Below are 15,374 nucleotides of genomic sequence, written 5' to 3' on the forward strand. Positions count from 1 at the left end.
CACACCCTCTACCGGTTGCGCACCACCACGCATGCCCCGCCGACACTTTGCAGTTTCTGGCAGATAGCGCCGGCGGCGGCACGGTCGTCGACCCCGATCCTGACCGCGTAGATGCCGCGCCGGCCGATCGGCGTGCGCACCCGGCTGACCACCGGATCATGCCCGCCTAGCAGGGCCGGGAAGCGGCCTCTCACCCTGAGCCACTGGTTGATCGCGGCGCTGCGGCGGAAATTGCCGGCCACCTGGATTCCCCACGGCTTTATGTTGATGGAAGCCATCGCCACCGTGCGCGACATGATCACCGGGAGCTTACGGCAGGCCGCGACGAAATCGGATTTCGCGTCGAGCGGTCGCACGCTTCCGGCATAGGCGCGGTCGGCGAACTTATCGACCGGCTCGCCCATGATGTCGAAGACATAGCTTTCGGTTTCCATCGGCAGGAAGCCGCCCGAGCCCAGCCAGCGCGAGACCCGGTTTTCGCCGGCATTGTAGGCGGCGGCCGCCAGGCCGAGATTGCCATAGCTGGTCTTCATCTCGGCGAGGTATTTCGCCGAGGCCGGGATCGCCTGGTTGATGTCGAAGGAATTGGCGAGCCCGCGCATCTTGGCGGTCCCCGGCATGAACTGGGCGATTCCTTCGGCGCCGACCGGACTGACGGCGTTGGGATCGAACCGACTTTCCTTCCAGATCAGCCGGGCGAAGAAATCCCTGGGCAGGCCGTTCTGGTCGGCATGAGCCTGGATCAGGTTGCAGACCTTGTCGATCAGCCGCTGCTTGGCCGATTGCGGCGGATCGGCCTGGGCCAAGGTGGGCCACCCGCACAGCAGGATTAGCGCCACCGGGAGGAAGCGCAGCATTCGACCTACTCTGCCGCGGCCTTGCCGCGACCAAATCGTTGTTCGATATAGTCGGTGACCATCTTTTCGAAATCCTGCGCGATCGAGGGTCCGCGCAGCGTCGCCGCCTTCTTGCCGTCGACGAAGACGGGCGCTGTCGGCGTCTCGCCGGTGCCTGGCAGCGAAATGCCGATATCGGCATGTTTGGACTCGCCCGGGCCGTTGACGATGCAGCCCATCACGGCGACCTTGAGGTTCTCGACCCCTGGGTATTTCTCACGCCACGCCGGCATGTTTTTCCTGAGATCGGCCTGGATGTTCTGGGCCAGTTCCTGGAACACGGTCGAGGTTGTGCGGCCGCAGCCGGGGCAAGCGGCGACGATCGGCACGAATTGCCTGAAACCCATGGTCTGCAGCAATTCTTGCGACACCTGTACCTCGCGCGTGCGATCGCCGTTCGGCTCCGGCGTCAGCGATATGCGGATGGTGTCGCCGATGCCTTGCTGCAACAGGATGCCCATGGCGGCGGATGAGGCGACGATGCCTTTCGAGCCCATGCCGGCTTCGGTGAGGCCGAGATGCAGCGCATGGTCGGAACGGCTGGCGAGCTCGGTGTAGACGGCTATCAGGTCCTGCACGCCGCTGACCTTGGCCGAGAGGATGATCTTGTCGCGGCCAAGGCCGATCTCCTCGGCCATCTCGGCCGAGAGGATCGCCGACTGCACGATCGCCTCGCGCGTCACTTGCTGTGCGGTCAACGGAAAGCCGCGGGCCTGGTTGTCGTCCATCAGCCGGGTCAGGAGTTCCTGGTCGAGCGAGCCCCAGTTGACGCCGATGCGCACCGGCTTGTCATGTTTGATCGCCATCTCGACGATTGCCCCGAACTGCCGGTCCTTCTTGTCCTTGAAGCCGACATTGCCGGGATTGATGCGGTATTTGGCCAGCGCCTCGGCGCAGGCCGGATGATCGGCCAGGAGCTTGTGACCAATATAGTGGAAGTCGCCGACGATGGGCACGTTGATACCGAGCCGCGCCAGCCGCTCCCGGATGCGCGGCACGGCGGCGGCGCTTTCATCGCGGTCTACGGTGATGCGCACGATCTCGGAGCCGGCGCGATGCAGCGCCGCGACCTGGGCGACCGTCTGGTCGACATCGGCGGTATCCGTATTGGTCATCGACTGCACGACGACGGGAGCACCGCCGCCAACCACCACGCCGCCCACATCGACGCCAACCGAGGTGCGGCGCGGGAAGGGAAAGGAATAATATCCGGTCATGCCGGCAGCCTTTAATCTCTGGAGCGCCGCGCGTCCACTTGGACGCACAAAAGCGCGCTCCGGGCCGATGCGCTGAAGTCCGGGCATGAGGTGGAGGAGCAAAGATGGCTTGTCAATGGCGACAGGTCGCCACTGGCCGCAATCGATGCCGCCGCCGGTTGCTCGGCGCCCGACTTTTATCGCTCGCTTGCGTCGGCCAATCGGCTACCTGGCGATTGGCAGGCCCCATCGCTTTGTCTTTCCCGGAACGAGTCCGTCATTTCGGGGAGGAGCAAGGAGAAGAGCGACGCAGCGCAGTCCCAGAATCCAAGCCCTGACCTCAGAGCGCCGCGGCAAGGCGGAATTCTGCTCCGCTGCACTCTTCGGTCAGTTACGGTAAAGGGGAGCCGCGACGAGCTTCGCCCCTGCTCGTCCTGGGACTAGGAAGTCGGAAGGCCTCTGCCTGGTACGAATATCTGTGATGGTCGACCTGAAACCGAAGATCAAAACCACCAGTCCGGCGGCAATTGCCGCCGGCAGGAAAGACCCGAATGGTGAGCGGTTATGTCAGTGGGGCATCAATGCGTCGTGGGTTTGGCCCTCAGTTTTTCAATCTCGTCCTTGATTGCCAGCTTGCGTCGCTTGAGATTCACGATTTCGAGGTCGTCCACCGACGGGTGATTCATCGCGTCATCGAGCTCGCGTTCGATGTCGCCGTGTTTCCGCTGCAACTCATCAAGATGGGATGCAAGAGACATGATTGGTTCTCCCTTTCATGGTTTCCTCGATTGCAGCCGCCAAAGGCTCGTCCACCGCAGGCTCGCTCTGTGACGGCACAATGACAGTGTGCCACCTTCGCGCAGCGATGTCGAATGATCCGTGGTAGCATTCCACGGCAATGTGAAATGTGATATGGGCTGCGCGCCGGTGGCAAAAAGAGCCGCCCCCGCCCAATCAGGCCCAGTTTTGGGCGCCGCAGACGTGCAGACGGTAGAGAATGTCCGATCAGGAACAGGCCGATATTCGCCTCGAATTTTCCCGGCTGAAGCAGGAACACGCCGATTTCGACGCCGCTATCAATGCGATGATCGCCATGAACTGCGACCCGCTGCAGATCCAGCGCATGAAGAAGAAGAAGCTTGCGCTGAAGGATCGGCTGATGAAGCTGGAAGACAGGATCATCCCGGACATCATCGCCTGACTTCAGGTCCAGGCCGCGATCGAAAGCCGCGCCGCGCGTTCGCGCAACAGGGCCAGGAGTTCGCCTGTCTTCTCCTGCGACGTGTCGATGGGCACCACCAGGCACATCGTCGCCTCGACGGTGCCGGGTGCTGAAAACACCGGCGCGGCGAGGCATTTCGTATAGGCGTCGACGAGCCCCGAAGTGATGCAATAGCCGGTGGCTCGCGCCGTCGCTATGTCGGCGATGAAATCGTCCAGCCGCAATCTGCGGCCATCGGGCAGGATGAGATCGTCTTCCGATATCATGGCCTCGATCCGGGCCTGTTCGAGGCCGGCGAGCAGCAGCCTGCCTGACGCGGTCCAGGGCAGCGGGATCTGCAAACCGGTGGCGGAGCTGATGCGGAACGGCCGGGTGCCCGGGCTCGAGTGGACGATCGTGTAGCGGCCGCTCTGCAGCATGCACAGTTCGGAGGTCTCGCCGGTCTCGCGCGACAGGTTGTCGACCTCCTGGCGTCCTCGCCTCAAGAGGTCGTTGCCGCGCACATAATCCATTCCATAGAGATAGAGCTTCTTACCGAAATAGACGCGGTTGCCGTCGCCGGCCATCTCCAGGAGGCCCGCATCGACCAGCGATCGCACCAGTGTGTAGGTGGTCGAACGCGGCGCGTTGACCCCCTTGGCGAGGTCGCCGATACCGATGGCGCGCTGCGTCGAATGAAGGAACTCCAGAATCTCGAGCACCCGGTTGAGGCCCTTCTCCCGAGAGACCGAAATCTTTGCGTCCGCTGAGACCGCCAAGGCGCTGCCATCTTGCATTGTCGATTCCTGATGTTAGTATCTGTCTTGTACAGGATACACTAGTCCCTTGTAAGAGACAATTTCTGTAACGATCCGGGTGCGCGTATTGCCTGTGCGTAGGGGAACACAACACGAAAGGAGGTCGCTGTGGACGACACATCCAAAAGGCGTGATTTTCTGAAACTGGGTATGGCCGGACTGGCAACGGCCGGCGTCATGAGCGCGGCGGCAACGGTCGACGTCCAGAAGGCGGCGGCGCAGGCTGCGCCCGATAGCCTGCTACGCACCGTGCTGGAGCGCGGCAAATTGATTGTCGGCACCGGAAGCACCAATGCGCCATGGCATTTCGAGAACGACGCCGGCGAACTCGTCGGCATGGACATCACCATGGGGCGCATCCTGGCAAAGGGCTTGTTCGATGACCCGGCCAAGGTCGAGTTCGTCATGCAGGACCCGGCGCAGCGCATTCCGAACGTGACGACGAACAAGGTCGACATCACCATCCAGTTCATGACCATGACCGCGCAGCGCTCGCAGCTGATCAACTTCTCCAGGCCTTACTACGTCGAGGGCGTCGCCTTGCTGACTTTGCCCGGCGCCGAGAACAAGACCTTCGACAAGCTGCTTGCCGCAGGCTCCGCGACGCGCGTTTCCATCCTGCAGAATGTCGACGCCGAATCTTCGGTGCATTTTGCCTTGCCGGAGGCGCAGGTGATGCAGATCGATACACAGGCCAACGTGCTGCAGGCATTGGAATCCAAGCGTGCCGATGCCGCTGCCGTCGACCTCTCCACCGTGCGCTGGCTCGCCTCGCGCAATCCGGACAAATACTTCGATGCCGGCAAGAGCTGGTACTCGATGCTTTATGGCGCGGCGCTCCGGCAAGGCGATCTCGATTGGCTGACCTTCGTCAACCAGACCTTCACCATCGCCATGTTCGGCCATGAAACGGCGCTCTATGACGCCGCGTTCAAGGACTATTTCGGGCAGGAGCCGCCGGCGCGCCACCCCGGCTTCCCGGTTATCTGACGTCATCGGCGGAAGGGCGCCGACCCTTCCGCCTTTTTTCCTGGCGACGCGGCCAGCTTTGCGTCACATCGGGAGCACTGAGGCCGACGCATGGGTTATGCGCTCAATTTCAACCTGATCTGGCGGCATTTCGACAAGCTGTGGGGCGGTCTGCTGCTCAGCCTGGAGCTCGCCGTCATCTCGATCGCCATCGGCATCGTCATCGGCCTGGTCCTGGCGGTCTGGTACGTGTCGGCCGGACGCATGGTGCGCGGCATCATTGCCGCCTATGTCGAATTCATCCGAAACGTGCCGCTGATCCTGCTCGTCTATCTCGTCTTCTACGGTCTGCCGACCGTGGTCGACATCGCCTACAGCGCGCAAACCTCGTTCGTCGCCACGCTGGCGCTCTACAGCGGCGCCTATCTGGTCGAGGTGTTCCGCTCTGGTCTCGAAGCGGTTCCGCGCGGCCAGCTCGACGCCGGCAAGGCGATCGGCCTGACGCCCTGGCAAAGGCTGCTGCATGTGCGCCTGCCGACCATGCTGCGCATCACGCTGCCGGCGCTTTCCAACACCTTCATATCGCTGTTCAAGGACACCTCCGTCGCCTCGGTCATCTCGGTGCCCGAACTGACCTTCGGCGCGCAATGGATCAACTTCAACACCTTCCGCATCGTCGAGGTCTATCTCGTCGTGACGGCGATGTATCTGCTGACCGGCTACGCCCTGCTTTACGCGCTCCGGCTCGTCGAACGCTGGTTCAAGGTGGTGCACTAGCATGCTTGGCCAGATCGCCTACGCCTTGCCTTTCCTGGCTCAGGGTTTTGCGCTGACGCTTTGGGTGTCGCTGCTGGTCGTGACGTTTTCGCTCGTCGCCGGCGTCGTCCTCGGCGTCGGCCTGGTCTACGGCCCGGCGCCGGCGCGCTGGGCGGTTCGCATCTTCAGCGACACCATTCGCGGCATACCGATCCTGGTGCTCATCTTCTTCGTCTATTACGGGATGCCGGCCGTCGGGCTTCACCTGCCGTCCTTCTGGGCTGCCGTGCTGGCGCTGACCTTGTTCAAGACGGCCCAGGTCGTCGAATACCTGCGGGGCGCCGTCGGCTCCATTCCGAAGGGACAATCGGAGGCCGCAATGGCGATCGGCCTGACCTTCCGCCAGCGGCTGGCCCATGTCATCTTTCCGCAAGCGTTCAGGCGTTTCCTGCCGCCCTGGATCAATGGCGTCACCGACGCGGTCAAGGGCAGCGCGCTGGTCTCGCTGCTCGGCATCACCGATCTCATGCAGGCCATCAACCAGGTCATCGGCCGCACCTATGAGGCCATGCCGCTCTACATCCTTGGCGCCCTCATCTACTTCGCCGTCAACTATGCGCTTTCGCTTGCCAGCAGGCGGCTGGAGCGGCGTTTCTCCTTCATCCGGGAATAGCAATGTCCACAAGCTCGAACGATGCCCAGGCCCTTCTCGACATCCGCGATGTGTCCAAATCCTTTGGCGCCGTCCAGGTCCTGCGCTCGGTCAGCCTGCGCGTGGCGCGCGGCGAGGTGGTGACGGTCATCGGGCCCTCGGGCAGCGGCAAGACCACGCTGCTGCGCTGCGTCAACTTCCTGGAGAGCTATGACAGCGGGTCCATCCGCATCGACGGCAAGGAGGTCGGCTTCCGAGAAACCGGAGCCCGCCAGCGCCGCAGCGAACGCGACCTTGCCGCGATGCGCGCCGAGACCGGCATGGTGTTCCAGAGCTTCAACCTGTTTCCGCATCTCACCGCCGCCGGCAACATCATGCTCGGCCTCACCAAGGTGCGCGGCAAAAGCACAGCGGAGGCGCGCACGATTGCCGAACACTGGCTCGGCCGCGTCGGTCTTGCCCATAAGGCCGACAGCCTGCCGGCGGAGCTCTCCGGCGGCCAGCAGCAGCGCGTCGGAATTGCGCGCGCCGTGGCCATGGGGCCGAAAATCCTGCTGCTCGACGAGATAACCTCCGCCCTCGATCCGGAACTCGTCGGCGAGGTGCTTGAAGTGGTGCGCAGCCTCGCCGAGGACGGCATGACGATGGTGATGGTCACGCATGAGATGGCCTTTGCCCGCGACGCCTCGAGCCGCATCGTCTTCATGGCCGATGGCGGCGTCGGCGCCGTCGGCCCGCCGAAGGAGATCCTTGCTGCGGACGCCGACAATGAGCGTCTGCGCAATTTCCTGGCGCGCTTCCGCGCCTCGCACTTCTGACATCGGATGGTTGACGCCATCCCAAGGAGCCTTCTTCCATGACGCCTTACACCAGGCTCGCCGAACTCGGCCTCACATTGCCCGAGCCGCCGACGCCCATCGCCAACTTCGTTACCCATGCCGAGAGCGGCCGGCTGATCTTCCTGTCCGGCCAGGGACCGCTGCGGGCCGACGGCTCGCTCTGCACCGGGAAGGTGGGCGAGGATGTGACGGTGGAGGAGGCTTATCAGCATGCCCGCCTCACCGGCCTCAACCTGCTTGCCGTCATGCATGCTGCCGCCGGCGATCTCGGCCGCATCGTGCGCGTCGTCAAGCTGCTCGGCTTCGTCAACGCCACGCCGACCTTCAGCGACCACCCCAAAGTGGTGAATGGCTGCTCCGATCTTTTCGCCGACGTTTTCGCCACGATCGGCGGGCATGCCCGCTCGGCGATCGGCGTCGGCTCCTTGCCGGGAAACATCACCGTCGAAATCGAAGCGGTCGTCGAGATCGCTGCCTGATCTGTCATCCACGGGATTGCTCACATGAAAACATATTCAGACACCGGCTCCAACACGACGATCCGCGAACGGCTCGGCCTTCGTCCGATCATCAACGTCTCCGGCACGATGACGGCGCTCGGTGCGTCGATCATTGTGCCTGAAGCGATCAGCGCGATGTCTGAAATGGCATCGCAATGGGTGGAGATGGACGATCTGCAGCGCGCCGCAAGCGCCGTCGTCGCGCGCCTCACCGGCGGCGAGGCCGGCTTCATCACCGCCTGCTGCGCCAGCGGCATCACCATGGCGATCGCCGGCGCGATGACGGGAACCAACCTGCTCGCCATCGAACGCCTGCCGGACGACACCGGCGACCTCAAGTCAGAGGTGATCATCCAGCTTGGCCACATCGTCAACTACGGCGCCCCGATCGACCAGTCGGTCCGCGTCGCCGGCGCCAAGGTGGTGCCCGCCGGCACGGTCAGCGTCACGCAGGACTATCATGTCCGCGACGCGATCAACGACCGCACGGCGGCAGGGCTCTATGTCGTCGCGCATCACACGGTGCAATACGGCATGCTGTCGCTGGAGGAGTTCTGTGAAATCTGCCACGCCAGGGGCGTGCCGGTGATCGTCGACGCGGCTTCCGAATATGACCTGCGCGGCTTCCTGGCGCGTGGTGCCGACATCGTCATCTACAGCGGCCATAAATTCCTGAGCGGCCCGACCAGCGGCATCGTCACCGGACGCAAGGATCTGGTGCGCGGCGCCTATCTGCAGAACCGCGGCGTCGCCCGCGCCATGAAGGTCGGCAAGGAAAGCATCGCCGGCACCATGGCCGCGCTCGAGGCATGGGAGAAGCGCGACCACGCCGGCATCCGCCGGCGCGAAGAGGCCGCCCTCAACCTTTGGAAGGATGCTCTGCAGGGTATCCCGGGCATTGGCGCGGAGATCATTCCCGACCCGACCTCCAACCCGCTCGACCGCCTGCAGGTCTTCGTGCTGCCGGAAAGCCGCTTCACCGCCGCCGGCCTTGCCTCGGCGCTTGCCGGTGGATCGCCGCCCATCATCGTGCGCAATCACGAGGTCGAACGCGGCCATTTCTTCCTCGACCCCTGTAATCTTCATCCCGGAGAGGCGGAGATCGTCACCGAACGGCTGCGCGCCCTGTTGACCGCGAAGGACCGGCCCGCCGACGCCATGAAGATTGCTCGCAAGGTCTCTTCCGGCGCCTTGCGCTGGCCGGATTGAGCGCCAAGCGGACCAACGAACCCAAAGCACCGGCTGATCACGTGACCGTGAACAGCCGGATGCGTACGCCGCGGGAATAAATCTCGGCCGCAACGGGTCTCCTCGACATAGGCCGCTACAGGCGTTGAGGAGATCCGCATGTCCGTCATCATGAACACGACAGCGAACATGGCCGCGGCGTCGGCGGCCGCCATGTGCTGGAGCGCATGACCTCAACCGGCCTCTCTCCCATGATGCACGGCTTTCCCATTGCGCTTGACACTGGTGACGCAGATGAATTCACTTTCGCCACGGCAGGCGGCTTTGCCTGTTGCCGAGGGTTTCGCCCGCACGGGCGGGGCGAGACCGCCGGTATTGCTTGAAAGCGCACGGCCTGTTCCTCGTGGAGTATCGGATGGTGCTGCTTTGAGCGAGAAGGCCGGAGCCGAGCGCTTCAGCGAGGTGGTGGTGCCTCATCTCGGTGACGCGCTGGCGCTTGCCCGCTGGTTGACCGGCAATGGCGCCGATGCCGAGGACGTCGTGCAGGACGCCTGCATAAAGGCGCATGCGGGCATATCAGGCTATGCCGGCGGCAATGCCCGCGCCTGGCTGCTGACCATCGTGCGCAACACCGCCTATACCTGGATGTCGCGCAACCGGCCGCGCGGCATGTTGGCCGTCGGTGATCTCGGCGATCTCGACGAGATGGCGGCGGCACACGGCATCAGCGTGCCGGACGAATATGGTCCGGAGGCAAGCCTGATCGCCAAGGCCGACACGGTGGCGCTTGAAACGGCGATAGCAGCCCTGCCGCAGCCGTTTCGCGAGACGCTTGTGCTGCGCGACATCAGCGGCCTCAGCTATCGCGAGATAGCGGCCATGCTCGGCGTGCCGATGGGCACGGTGATGTCCAGGCTGGCCCGCGCGCGGAGCCTGCTTATGTCTGACCTGGGGAGAGCGCCATGACCATGCATGACGATGGACTGCCCAATGATCCGGAAGGCATCAGGCTGATGATCCACGCCCTCGTCGATGGCGAACTTGATGCAGCGGCCGCGCTTGCGGTGGAGCGGCGCATTGCGGCCGATCTGCGGCTTGCCTCAGAGCATGCCCGCATCGTGGCCTTGCGGGGCGCGATTGGCCGCCTGCCGCGCCCAGATGTCAGCGACGCGTTTCGCGCGCGCATTGCGGCCATTGGCGCCGCGCCCACCGCACAGCCGGCAGGCGAAACGGCCAAGCCGCAGCAGGGCCCGCTGGCGCTCCCGGGGGTGCTTGCCCCAGGCGGGGGAGGCCAGAGGCGAAACGCCGATACGCGGCTGTCGCCGAGTCGAGCGCGCCGCTTCGGCTCGTTCGACTGGCGCGCTCTTGCCGCCTCGATCATGATCAGCGCGGTGCTGGCCAGCGGAGCAACGCAATGGGTGATGGTCAACGGCGCGTCCGACAGCTTCGCCGCGGCGGTCGCCAGCGGCCATCGCCGCAGCCTGCTTGCCGCCAGCCCGATCGACATCGTCTCGTCGGATCGCCATACGGTAAAACCCTGGCTCGACGCCCGGATCGGCGTGTCGCCGCCGGCACCGGATCTTGCCAAGGACGGTTTTGCGCTGATCGGCGGCCGGGTCGAGGTGATTTCCGGCCGCCCGATGCCGGCACTTGTCTACCGCCACCGCGAGCATCTGATCACGCTGGTCGCCGAACCGCAGCAGGGCGGCAAGGTCAGCGAGCCTGACGATCTTTCCTCGGGCGGCTTTTCGCTGGTGCAGTGGAGCGACGGCGCCTTCTCCTACTGGGCGATCTCCGACATGGAGCGGCCCGAACTCGACGATTTCGTCGCCCGCTTCCGCAAGGCTGCGGCATAGGCCGATTTCCCGGCCGGACACCGGCAATGCCCCGCATCCTTGCCGCCGCCGCCGAATTCCGCTAAGGCGCGCCTTTGTCGCCGGGAGCAGAAGCTTGGACGATCAACGCGCCGACGTCGCCATTATCATGGGCAGCCAGTCCGACTGGGCGACCATGCGCCATGCCGCCGAGACACTGGAGGCGCTTGGCATCCCGCACAAACGGCTGATCGTCTCGGCGCACCGCACTCCCGACCGGCTCTACGCCTTCGCAAAGGGCGCCAAGGCCGCCGGCTACAAGGTCATCATCGCCGGTGCCGGCGGTGCGGCGCACCTGCCCGGCATGACGGCGGCGATGACACCGCTGCCGGTGTTCGGCGTGCCGGTGGAATCCAAGGCCCTGTCGGGACAGGATTCGCTGCTGTCCATCGTCCAGATGCCGGCCGGCATTCCGGTGGGGACGCTGGCCATCGGCAAGGCCGGTGCGGCCAATGCGGCTCTGTTGGCCGCCGCCGTGCTGGCGCTCAACGACGACAAGCTTGCCGGGCGGCTCGATGCCTGGCGCGCCTCACAGACCGCCAAGGTCGCGGCCGAACCCACGGACACGCAATGAGCCTGCCCGCCGGATCGACCATCGGCATCATCGGCGGCGGCCAGCTCGGCCGCATGCTGGCAATGGCGGCCGCTCGCCTCGGCTACCGCACCGTGGTGCTGGAGCCGCAGCCGGATTGCCCCGCGGCACAGGTCGCCAACCGTCAGGTCACGGCCGCCTACGATGACCCCGCCGCGCTTGCCGAATTGGCCGAGGCAAGTGCCGTCGTCACCTATGAATTCGAGAACGTTCCGGTTGCCGCCGCCGAGGCGCTCGCCGCAAAGGTGGCGGTCTATCCGCCTGCGCGCGCGCTTGATGTGGCGCAGGACCGGGTGACCGAGAAGACATTTCTCAACGGCATCGGCATTGCCACGGCGGATTTCCGCGCGGTCGACAATGACGGCGAGCTGACCGCAGCGCTGAAATCCTTTGGCGGCAGCGGCATATTGAAGACGCGGCGCATGGGCTATGACGGCAAGGGCCAGCGCGTCTTCCGCGACATGCAAGCCGGCGGCTTCGCCGGCACCTGCGAGGCCATGGGCAACGTGCCGCTGGTCCTCGAGGCCTTCGTTTCCTTTGAGCGCGAAGTCTCCGTCATCGGCGCGCGCGGCATCGATGGCGTCGTCGCCACTTACGATCCGGCCGAGAACGTCCACCGCAGCGGCATTCTCCACACATCGACCGTGCCGACCGCGATCGCGCCCCGGACAGCCGAGGCGGCCCGGACGGCGGCGGTGAAGATCCTGTCGGCGCTCGACTATGTCGGCGTCATCGGCATCGAGTTCTTCGTGCTGGCCGATGGCTCGCTGCTGGCCAACGAGATCGCGCCGCGCGTCCACAATTCAGGCCACTGGACGGAAGCCGCCTGCACCGTTTCGCAGTTCGAGCAGCATATCCGCGCCGTGGCCGGCCTGCCGCTCGGCGACCCGCGACGCCATTCCGACTGCGTGATGGAGAACCTGATCGGCGACGATATCTTGCGCGTTCCGGAATTGCTGGCGGAGCCAGACCTGATGTTGCATCTCTACGGCAAGGCCGCAGCGCGGCCCGGCCGCAAGATGGGCCATTTCACCCGGATCAGCCGCCGCGCCTGACAGCAATCTCGACGCCGCGAGCTACCGGGCAGGAAAACTCGGCGCATGTCGTTCCCAAGTCACGTGGCGACCACCACATCATACCAGCCGGAGCCGAGCCATTGGCCGATTGCGGATATTTGACGACACCGGGCATTCATCTCCGCTACCGGGCATGCTTGCGGTTGACACGGACAAGGCTCCTCGTTTATGAGCCACCCACAGTTCAAAGGCGCGTCTTCTGGCGCGCCTTAAAATTTCGACCCGGACTGGGTCCACACCGACAGGCAAGACCATGAAGATCAAGAATTCGCTCAAGGCGCTGAAGGCGCGTCATCGCGACAACCGTCTGGTTCGCCGCAAGGGCCGCGTCTACATCATCAACAAGACCGCCCCCCGCTATAAGGCGCGCCAGGGCTGAGCTTCGTCGCGAGGCTTTTGCCTCCGCAGTTGGTGTTTATCGTCGGTCCGCCGGCCGTTCACGCTAAAATCAGTTTGACGTTCCGCCGCCCGGGACTAGATTCGGGCGATGCGGATTCTTTTTGCATTTTTGACGGTCCTTCTTTTTTGCAGCGCCGTCTCGTTGCCGGCTCGGGCCGATGACCGGGCCGCTGTGCAAGCGGCCCCGGAGCCGGCGCCTCCGGATGCCCAGCCAGTGCCGCAAGCCCCGCCTCCCGCAATGAACAGGGAGGCCCGGCTCGACAAGCTGTTTGCCGATCTCAAGCGCGAGCGCAACGAAAAGGCGGCAGAGCGTATCGCCGGCATCATCTGGAGCGAATGGTCCCAGTCGGGCAGCGCCTCGATCGACCTGATGATGCAATGGTCGCAGAAGGCGATCGAGAACCAGAAGTTCGACGTCGCGCTCGATTTCCTCGACCAGGTGGTCACCTTGCAGCCGGCCTATGCCGAGGGCTGGAACCGGCGCGCCACGGTGCATTTCATGATGAAGAACTACGGCAAGTCGATGTCCGACATCGACCATACGTTGCAACTCGAACCACGCCATTTCGGCGCGCTGTCGGGCCTGGCACAGATCATGACCGTGACCGGACGCAAGCAATCGGCGCTCGAGGCCTGGCAGAAGGTCCTTGCCATCTATCCGATGCTGCGCAGCGCCCAGGATCAAGTCGGTACGCTTTCGGAAGAACTCGCCGGCGAAGGCATTTGATATTTAAGGCAGTAGGGGAATAAGGCAGTAAGGCAGTAGGAAAGAGATCGCCCGGAAATACTTGCCCTACTCCCCTACTCCCTCTCGTATATCCCACATGAACCTGCTCTATGCCGCCTTTGCCTTCCTTCTGGCACTTGTCTTTGGATTTGTCGGCATCACCCGCGTCGGCTCCTGGCTGATCGAGCGCCGCAACCCGGCCGTCGGCGAATTCGTCGACATCGATGGCGCGCGCATCCACTATGTCCACGTTCCTGGCCCCGCCAAGGCCGACCTGCCGCCTGTTGTCTTCATCCACGGCGCCAGCGCCAATCTCAGGGATCAGATGCTGCCGCTCAGGCCGTTGCTTGAAGGGCGCGCCGAATTGCTGTTCTTCGACCGGCCGGGATTCGGTTGGTCGGGACGCGGGCCCGGCAACAACGAGGATCCGTGGTCGCAGGCCGACACCGTCGCCGCGCTGATGGACCATCTCGGTATGAAGCAGGCTATCATCGTCGGCCATTCCTTCGGTGGCGCGGTGACGACCGCCTTCGGCCGCGAGCATGCCGACAAGACGCTCGGGCTGGTATTCCTGGCACCGGCAACCCATCCGTGGCCCGGCGGCGCAACCGCCTGGTACTACGACCTGACCACCATTCCGGTGATCGGCCGGCTGTTCTCCGAAACGCTGAGCTATCCGGCAGGAATGCTGCGGATCGCCGACGCTACGACCTGCGTCTTCTCGCCCAACAAAGTGCCGGACAATTATGTCGCCGAGGCCTCGATCCCGCTGGTGCTGAGACCGTCGGCCTTCCGCGCAAATGCCAGCGATGTCGTCGGCCTCTACCGCTATGCGCTTGGGGCCGCGCCGCGCTACGCCGAGATCAAGGCGCCGACCGTGGTCATCTCGGGCGATCGAGACAAGGTCGTCTACGCCCATATCCATTCGGTCGGCCTCGAGCGCAACATTGCCGGCGCCGAACTGGTCTGGGTGCGCAATCTCGGCCACAAGCCGGACTGGATCGCGTCTGATCTGGTCGTTGGCGCCATCGAGAAGGCCGCCGGCAGGAGCGTGGATCTGGAGGCGATGGCAAGGGCGGTGGAAGCGCGGATCGCCGGCGATGCCTATGGCGTCGGCAAATGCGCCGACCTCAAGGAACCCGAAGCGGAGTTGGCGCCGACCTGATGTGCGTCTTCCGAAAACGGTCGTCGAAAAACGGTATCGGGGCCAGAGCGGCATGTACGTCCTGAAACACGGCATAAAGAAAAATCCCGAAAAATTCTGGGCGCTGCCGGATCGCATCTTCTTCGGTTACGGCGCCTGCCCCATCCTTGCGGGCGTCTTTCTTAGTTATCCTCCCCTGGACGGATTTTACGGCGAGCGGATCATTCCAAGCGGGAACCATTACGGAAACCATATCTATGTGACCAACGGCGTGATCGCCTTCGACTACCATGGCTATTCCAGCCGCGAACGGCTTCTGGAACACCACAAACGAGGATGGGTTCGCACAGCGCCGACTGGCACTGCACGCTGGAAAAGGTCGATTTCGATCTGCTCGACACTGCCGAACTTAAGCGGCGAAAGATGCGGGGACCGGATCAACATCTGCAAGATCCCATACCCCGCGCGTCGCTTCCTTCAGCGCATTGACCACGCCGCAGCGGCAACAAGAGCTCTCAAGATCGCAACGCGGTGAAGCCCTGGGGCG

19 protein-coding genes are annotated in these 15,374 nt (G+C 64.1%); 15 read left to right on the forward strand and 4 right to left on the reverse strand.

All coding sequences use genetic code 11. From position 1 onward, the window contains the following. Positions 1–8: 8 nt before the first annotated feature. The 3 genes from LB547_RS18085 to LB547_RS18095 form a co-directional block, all read right to left on the reverse strand. Positions 9–857, reverse strand: a complete 849-nt coding sequence (locus LB547_RS18085) for a lytic transglycosylase domain-containing protein (RefSeq protein ID WP_140525751.1) — start codon at positions 855–857, stop codon at positions 9–11. A 5-nt stretch (positions 858–862) separates the two neighbouring features. Next, complete coding sequence (gene ispG / locus LB547_RS18090) at positions 863–2,113, reverse strand: flavodoxin-dependent (E)-4-hydroxy-3-methylbut-2-enyl-diphosphate synthase (RefSeq protein WP_140759285.1); 1,251 nt, start codon at positions 2,111–2,113, stop codon at positions 863–865. Positions 2,114–2,670: 557 nt separating this feature from the next. Continuing rightward, positions 2,671–2,850, reverse strand: a complete 180-nt coding sequence (locus tag LB547_RS18095; RefSeq protein ID WP_097571999.1) for a YdcH family protein — start codon at positions 2,848–2,850, stop codon at positions 2,671–2,673. 239 nt (positions 2,851–3,089) lie between these two features. On the opposite strand from LB547_RS18095, the gene LB547_RS18100 reads away from it, so the two are divergent. After that, positions 3,090–3,293, forward strand: coding sequence for a YdcH family protein (locus LB547_RS18100; RefSeq protein WP_140500489.1), 204 nt, complete (start codon positions 3,090–3,092; stop codon positions 3,291–3,293). Positions 3,294–3,295: 2 nt separating this feature from the next. On the opposite strand, the gene LB547_RS18105 is transcribed toward LB547_RS18100, so the two are convergent. After that, positions 3,296–4,090: an IclR family transcriptional regulator gene (locus LB547_RS18105; RefSeq protein ID WP_140627967.1), complete on the reverse strand. Its 795-nt coding sequence runs from the start codon at positions 4,088–4,090 to the stop codon at positions 3,296–3,298. A 129-nt stretch (positions 4,091–4,219) separates the two neighbouring features. On the opposite strand from LB547_RS18105, the gene LB547_RS18110 reads away from it, so the two are divergent. From LB547_RS18110 to LB547_RS18175, 14 genes are all read left to right on the forward strand, one after another. After that, positions 4,220–5,101, forward strand: a complete 882-nt coding sequence (locus tag LB547_RS18110; protein WP_140500486.1) for a transporter substrate-binding domain-containing protein — start codon at positions 4,220–4,222, stop codon at positions 5,099–5,101. Positions 5,102–5,191: 90 nt separating this feature from the next. Beyond that, positions 5,192–5,857, forward strand: a complete 666-nt coding sequence (locus LB547_RS18115) for an amino acid ABC transporter permease (RefSeq protein WP_140500485.1) — start codon at positions 5,192–5,194, stop codon at positions 5,855–5,857. A 1-nt stretch (position 5,858) separates the two neighbouring features. Beyond that, complete coding sequence (locus tag LB547_RS18120; protein ID WP_140500483.1) at positions 5,859–6,509, forward strand: amino acid ABC transporter permease; 651 nt, start codon at positions 5,859–5,861, stop codon at positions 6,507–6,509. A gap of 2 nt (positions 6,510–6,511) precedes the next feature. Further along, positions 6,512–7,306: an amino acid ABC transporter ATP-binding protein gene (locus tag LB547_RS18125; protein WP_140759283.1), complete on the forward strand. Its 795-nt coding sequence runs from the start codon at positions 6,512–6,514 to the stop codon at positions 7,304–7,306. 38 nt (positions 7,307–7,344) lie between these two features. After that, positions 7,345–7,806, forward strand: a complete 462-nt coding sequence (locus tag LB547_RS18130) for a RidA family protein (RefSeq protein WP_140525749.1) — start codon at positions 7,345–7,347, stop codon at positions 7,804–7,806. A gap of 24 nt (positions 7,807–7,830) precedes the next feature. Continuing rightward, positions 7,831–9,036: an aminotransferase class V-fold PLP-dependent enzyme gene (locus LB547_RS18135; protein WP_140759281.1), complete on the forward strand. Its 1,206-nt coding sequence runs from the start codon at positions 7,831–7,833 to the stop codon at positions 9,034–9,036. A 405-nt stretch (positions 9,037–9,441) separates the two neighbouring features. Next, a complete protein-coding gene (locus LB547_RS18140) occupies positions 9,442–9,981 on the forward strand; it encodes a sigma-70 family RNA polymerase sigma factor (RefSeq protein WP_140759279.1) in 540 nt (179 codons plus the stop codon). Continuing rightward, the gene (locus LB547_RS18145; protein WP_140759277.1) at positions 9,978–10,871 is read left to right on the forward strand and encodes an anti-sigma factor family protein; all 894 of its coding nucleotides are present in this window, start codon (positions 9,978–9,980) and stop codon (positions 10,869–10,871) included. The genes LB547_RS18140 and LB547_RS18145 overlap by 4 nt, the downstream gene beginning before the upstream one ends. 94 nt (positions 10,872–10,965) lie before the next feature. Beyond that, positions 10,966–11,463 (forward strand): 5-(carboxyamino)imidazole ribonucleotide mutase, encoded by a 498-nt coding sequence (purE, locus tag LB547_RS18150; protein WP_140517590.1) that lies wholly within the window; start codon positions 10,966–10,968, stop codon positions 11,461–11,463. Continuing rightward, entirely contained in the window at positions 11,460–12,536 is a 1,077-nt protein-coding gene (locus LB547_RS18155) for a 5-(carboxyamino)imidazole ribonucleotide synthase (RefSeq protein WP_140759275.1), read from the forward strand. The genes purE and LB547_RS18155 overlap by 4 nt, the downstream gene beginning before the upstream one ends. Before the next feature lie 274 nt (positions 12,537–12,810). After that, positions 12,811–12,936 carry a type B 50S ribosomal protein L36 gene (ykgO, locus tag LB547_RS18160; RefSeq protein WP_125004464.1) on the forward strand — a complete coding sequence of 42 codons (126 nt, stop codon included), beginning with the start codon at positions 12,811–12,813 and terminating at the stop codon, positions 12,934–12,936. 108 nt (positions 12,937–13,044) lie between these two features. Then, positions 13,045–13,683, forward strand: a complete 639-nt coding sequence (locus LB547_RS18165; RefSeq protein ID WP_140658583.1) for a tetratricopeptide repeat protein — start codon at positions 13,045–13,047, stop codon at positions 13,681–13,683. 97 nt (positions 13,684–13,780) lie between these two features. Next, entirely contained in the window at positions 13,781–14,848 is a 1,068-nt protein-coding gene (locus tag LB547_RS18170) for an alpha/beta fold hydrolase (RefSeq protein ID WP_140759273.1), read from the forward strand. 52 nt (positions 14,849–14,900) lie between these two features. Then, positions 14,901–15,362: a hypothetical protein gene (locus LB547_RS18175; protein ID WP_411970480.1), complete on the forward strand. Its 462-nt coding sequence runs from the start codon at positions 14,901–14,903 to the stop codon at positions 15,360–15,362. The last annotated feature ends 12 nt before the right edge of the window (positions 15,363–15,374 follow it).

It is taken from the genome of Mesorhizobium sp. B264B1B, assembly GCF_020165765.1.
In the GTDB taxonomy this organism is placed as follows: domain Bacteria; phylum Pseudomonadota; class Alphaproteobacteria; order Rhizobiales; family Rhizobiaceae; genus Mesorhizobium.

Excerpts from the sequence above, each read along its gene's own strand:
- LB547_RS18115 (WP_140500485.1), top strand. The coding sequence starts at position 5,192 with ATGGGTTATGCGCTCAATTTCAACCTGATCTGGCGGCATTTCGACAAG.
- LB547_RS18125 (WP_140759283.1), top strand. The coding sequence starts at position 6,512 with ATGTCCACAAGCTCGAACGATGCCCAGGCCCTTCTCGACATCCGCGAT.
- LB547_RS18120 (WP_140500483.1), top strand. The coding sequence starts at position 5,859 with ATGCTTGGCCAGATCGCCTACGCCTTGCCTTTCCTGGCTCAGGGTTTT.
- LB547_RS18170 (WP_140759273.1), top strand. The coding sequence starts at position 13,781 with ATGAACCTGCTCTATGCCGCCTTTGCCTTCCTTCTGGCACTTGTCTTT.
- LB547_RS18135 (WP_140759281.1), top strand. The coding sequence starts at position 7,831 with ATGAAAACATATTCAGACACCGGCTCCAACACGACGATCCGCGAACGG.
- LB547_RS18130 (WP_140525749.1), top strand. The coding sequence starts at position 7,345 with ATGACGCCTTACACCAGGCTCGCCGAACTCGGCCTCACATTGCCCGAG.
- LB547_RS18085 (WP_140525751.1), bottom strand. The coding sequence starts at position 857 with ATGCTGCGCTTCCTCCCGGTGGCGCTAATCCTGCTGTGCGGGTGGCCC.
- LB547_RS18095 (WP_097571999.1), bottom strand. The coding sequence starts at position 2,850 with ATGTCTCTTGCATCCCATCTTGATGAGTTGCAGCGGAAACACGGCGAC.
- ispG (WP_140759285.1), bottom strand. The coding sequence starts at position 2,113 with ATGACCGGATATTATTCCTTTCCCTTCCCGCGCCGCACCTCGGTTGGC.
- LB547_RS18175 (WP_411970480.1), top strand. The coding sequence starts at position 14,901 with ATGTACGTCCTGAAACACGGCATAAAGAAAAATCCCGAAAAATTCTGG.
- LB547_RS18145 (WP_140759277.1), top strand. The coding sequence starts at position 9,978 with ATGACCATGCATGACGATGGACTGCCCAATGATCCGGAAGGCATCAGG.
- ykgO (WP_125004464.1), top strand. The coding sequence starts at position 12,811 with ATGAAGATCAAGAATTCGCTCAAGGCGCTGAAGGCGCGTCATCGCGAC.
- LB547_RS18165 (WP_140658583.1), top strand. The coding sequence starts at position 13,045 with ATGCGGATTCTTTTTGCATTTTTGACGGTCCTTCTTTTTTGCAGCGCC.
- LB547_RS18155 (WP_140759275.1), top strand. The coding sequence starts at position 11,460 with ATGAGCCTGCCCGCCGGATCGACCATCGGCATCATCGGCGGCGGCCAG.
- LB547_RS18100 (WP_140500489.1), top strand. The coding sequence starts at position 3,090 with ATGTCCGATCAGGAACAGGCCGATATTCGCCTCGAATTTTCCCGGCTG.
- LB547_RS18105 (WP_140627967.1), bottom strand. The coding sequence starts at position 4,090 with ATGCAAGATGGCAGCGCCTTGGCGGTCTCAGCGGACGCAAAGATTTCG.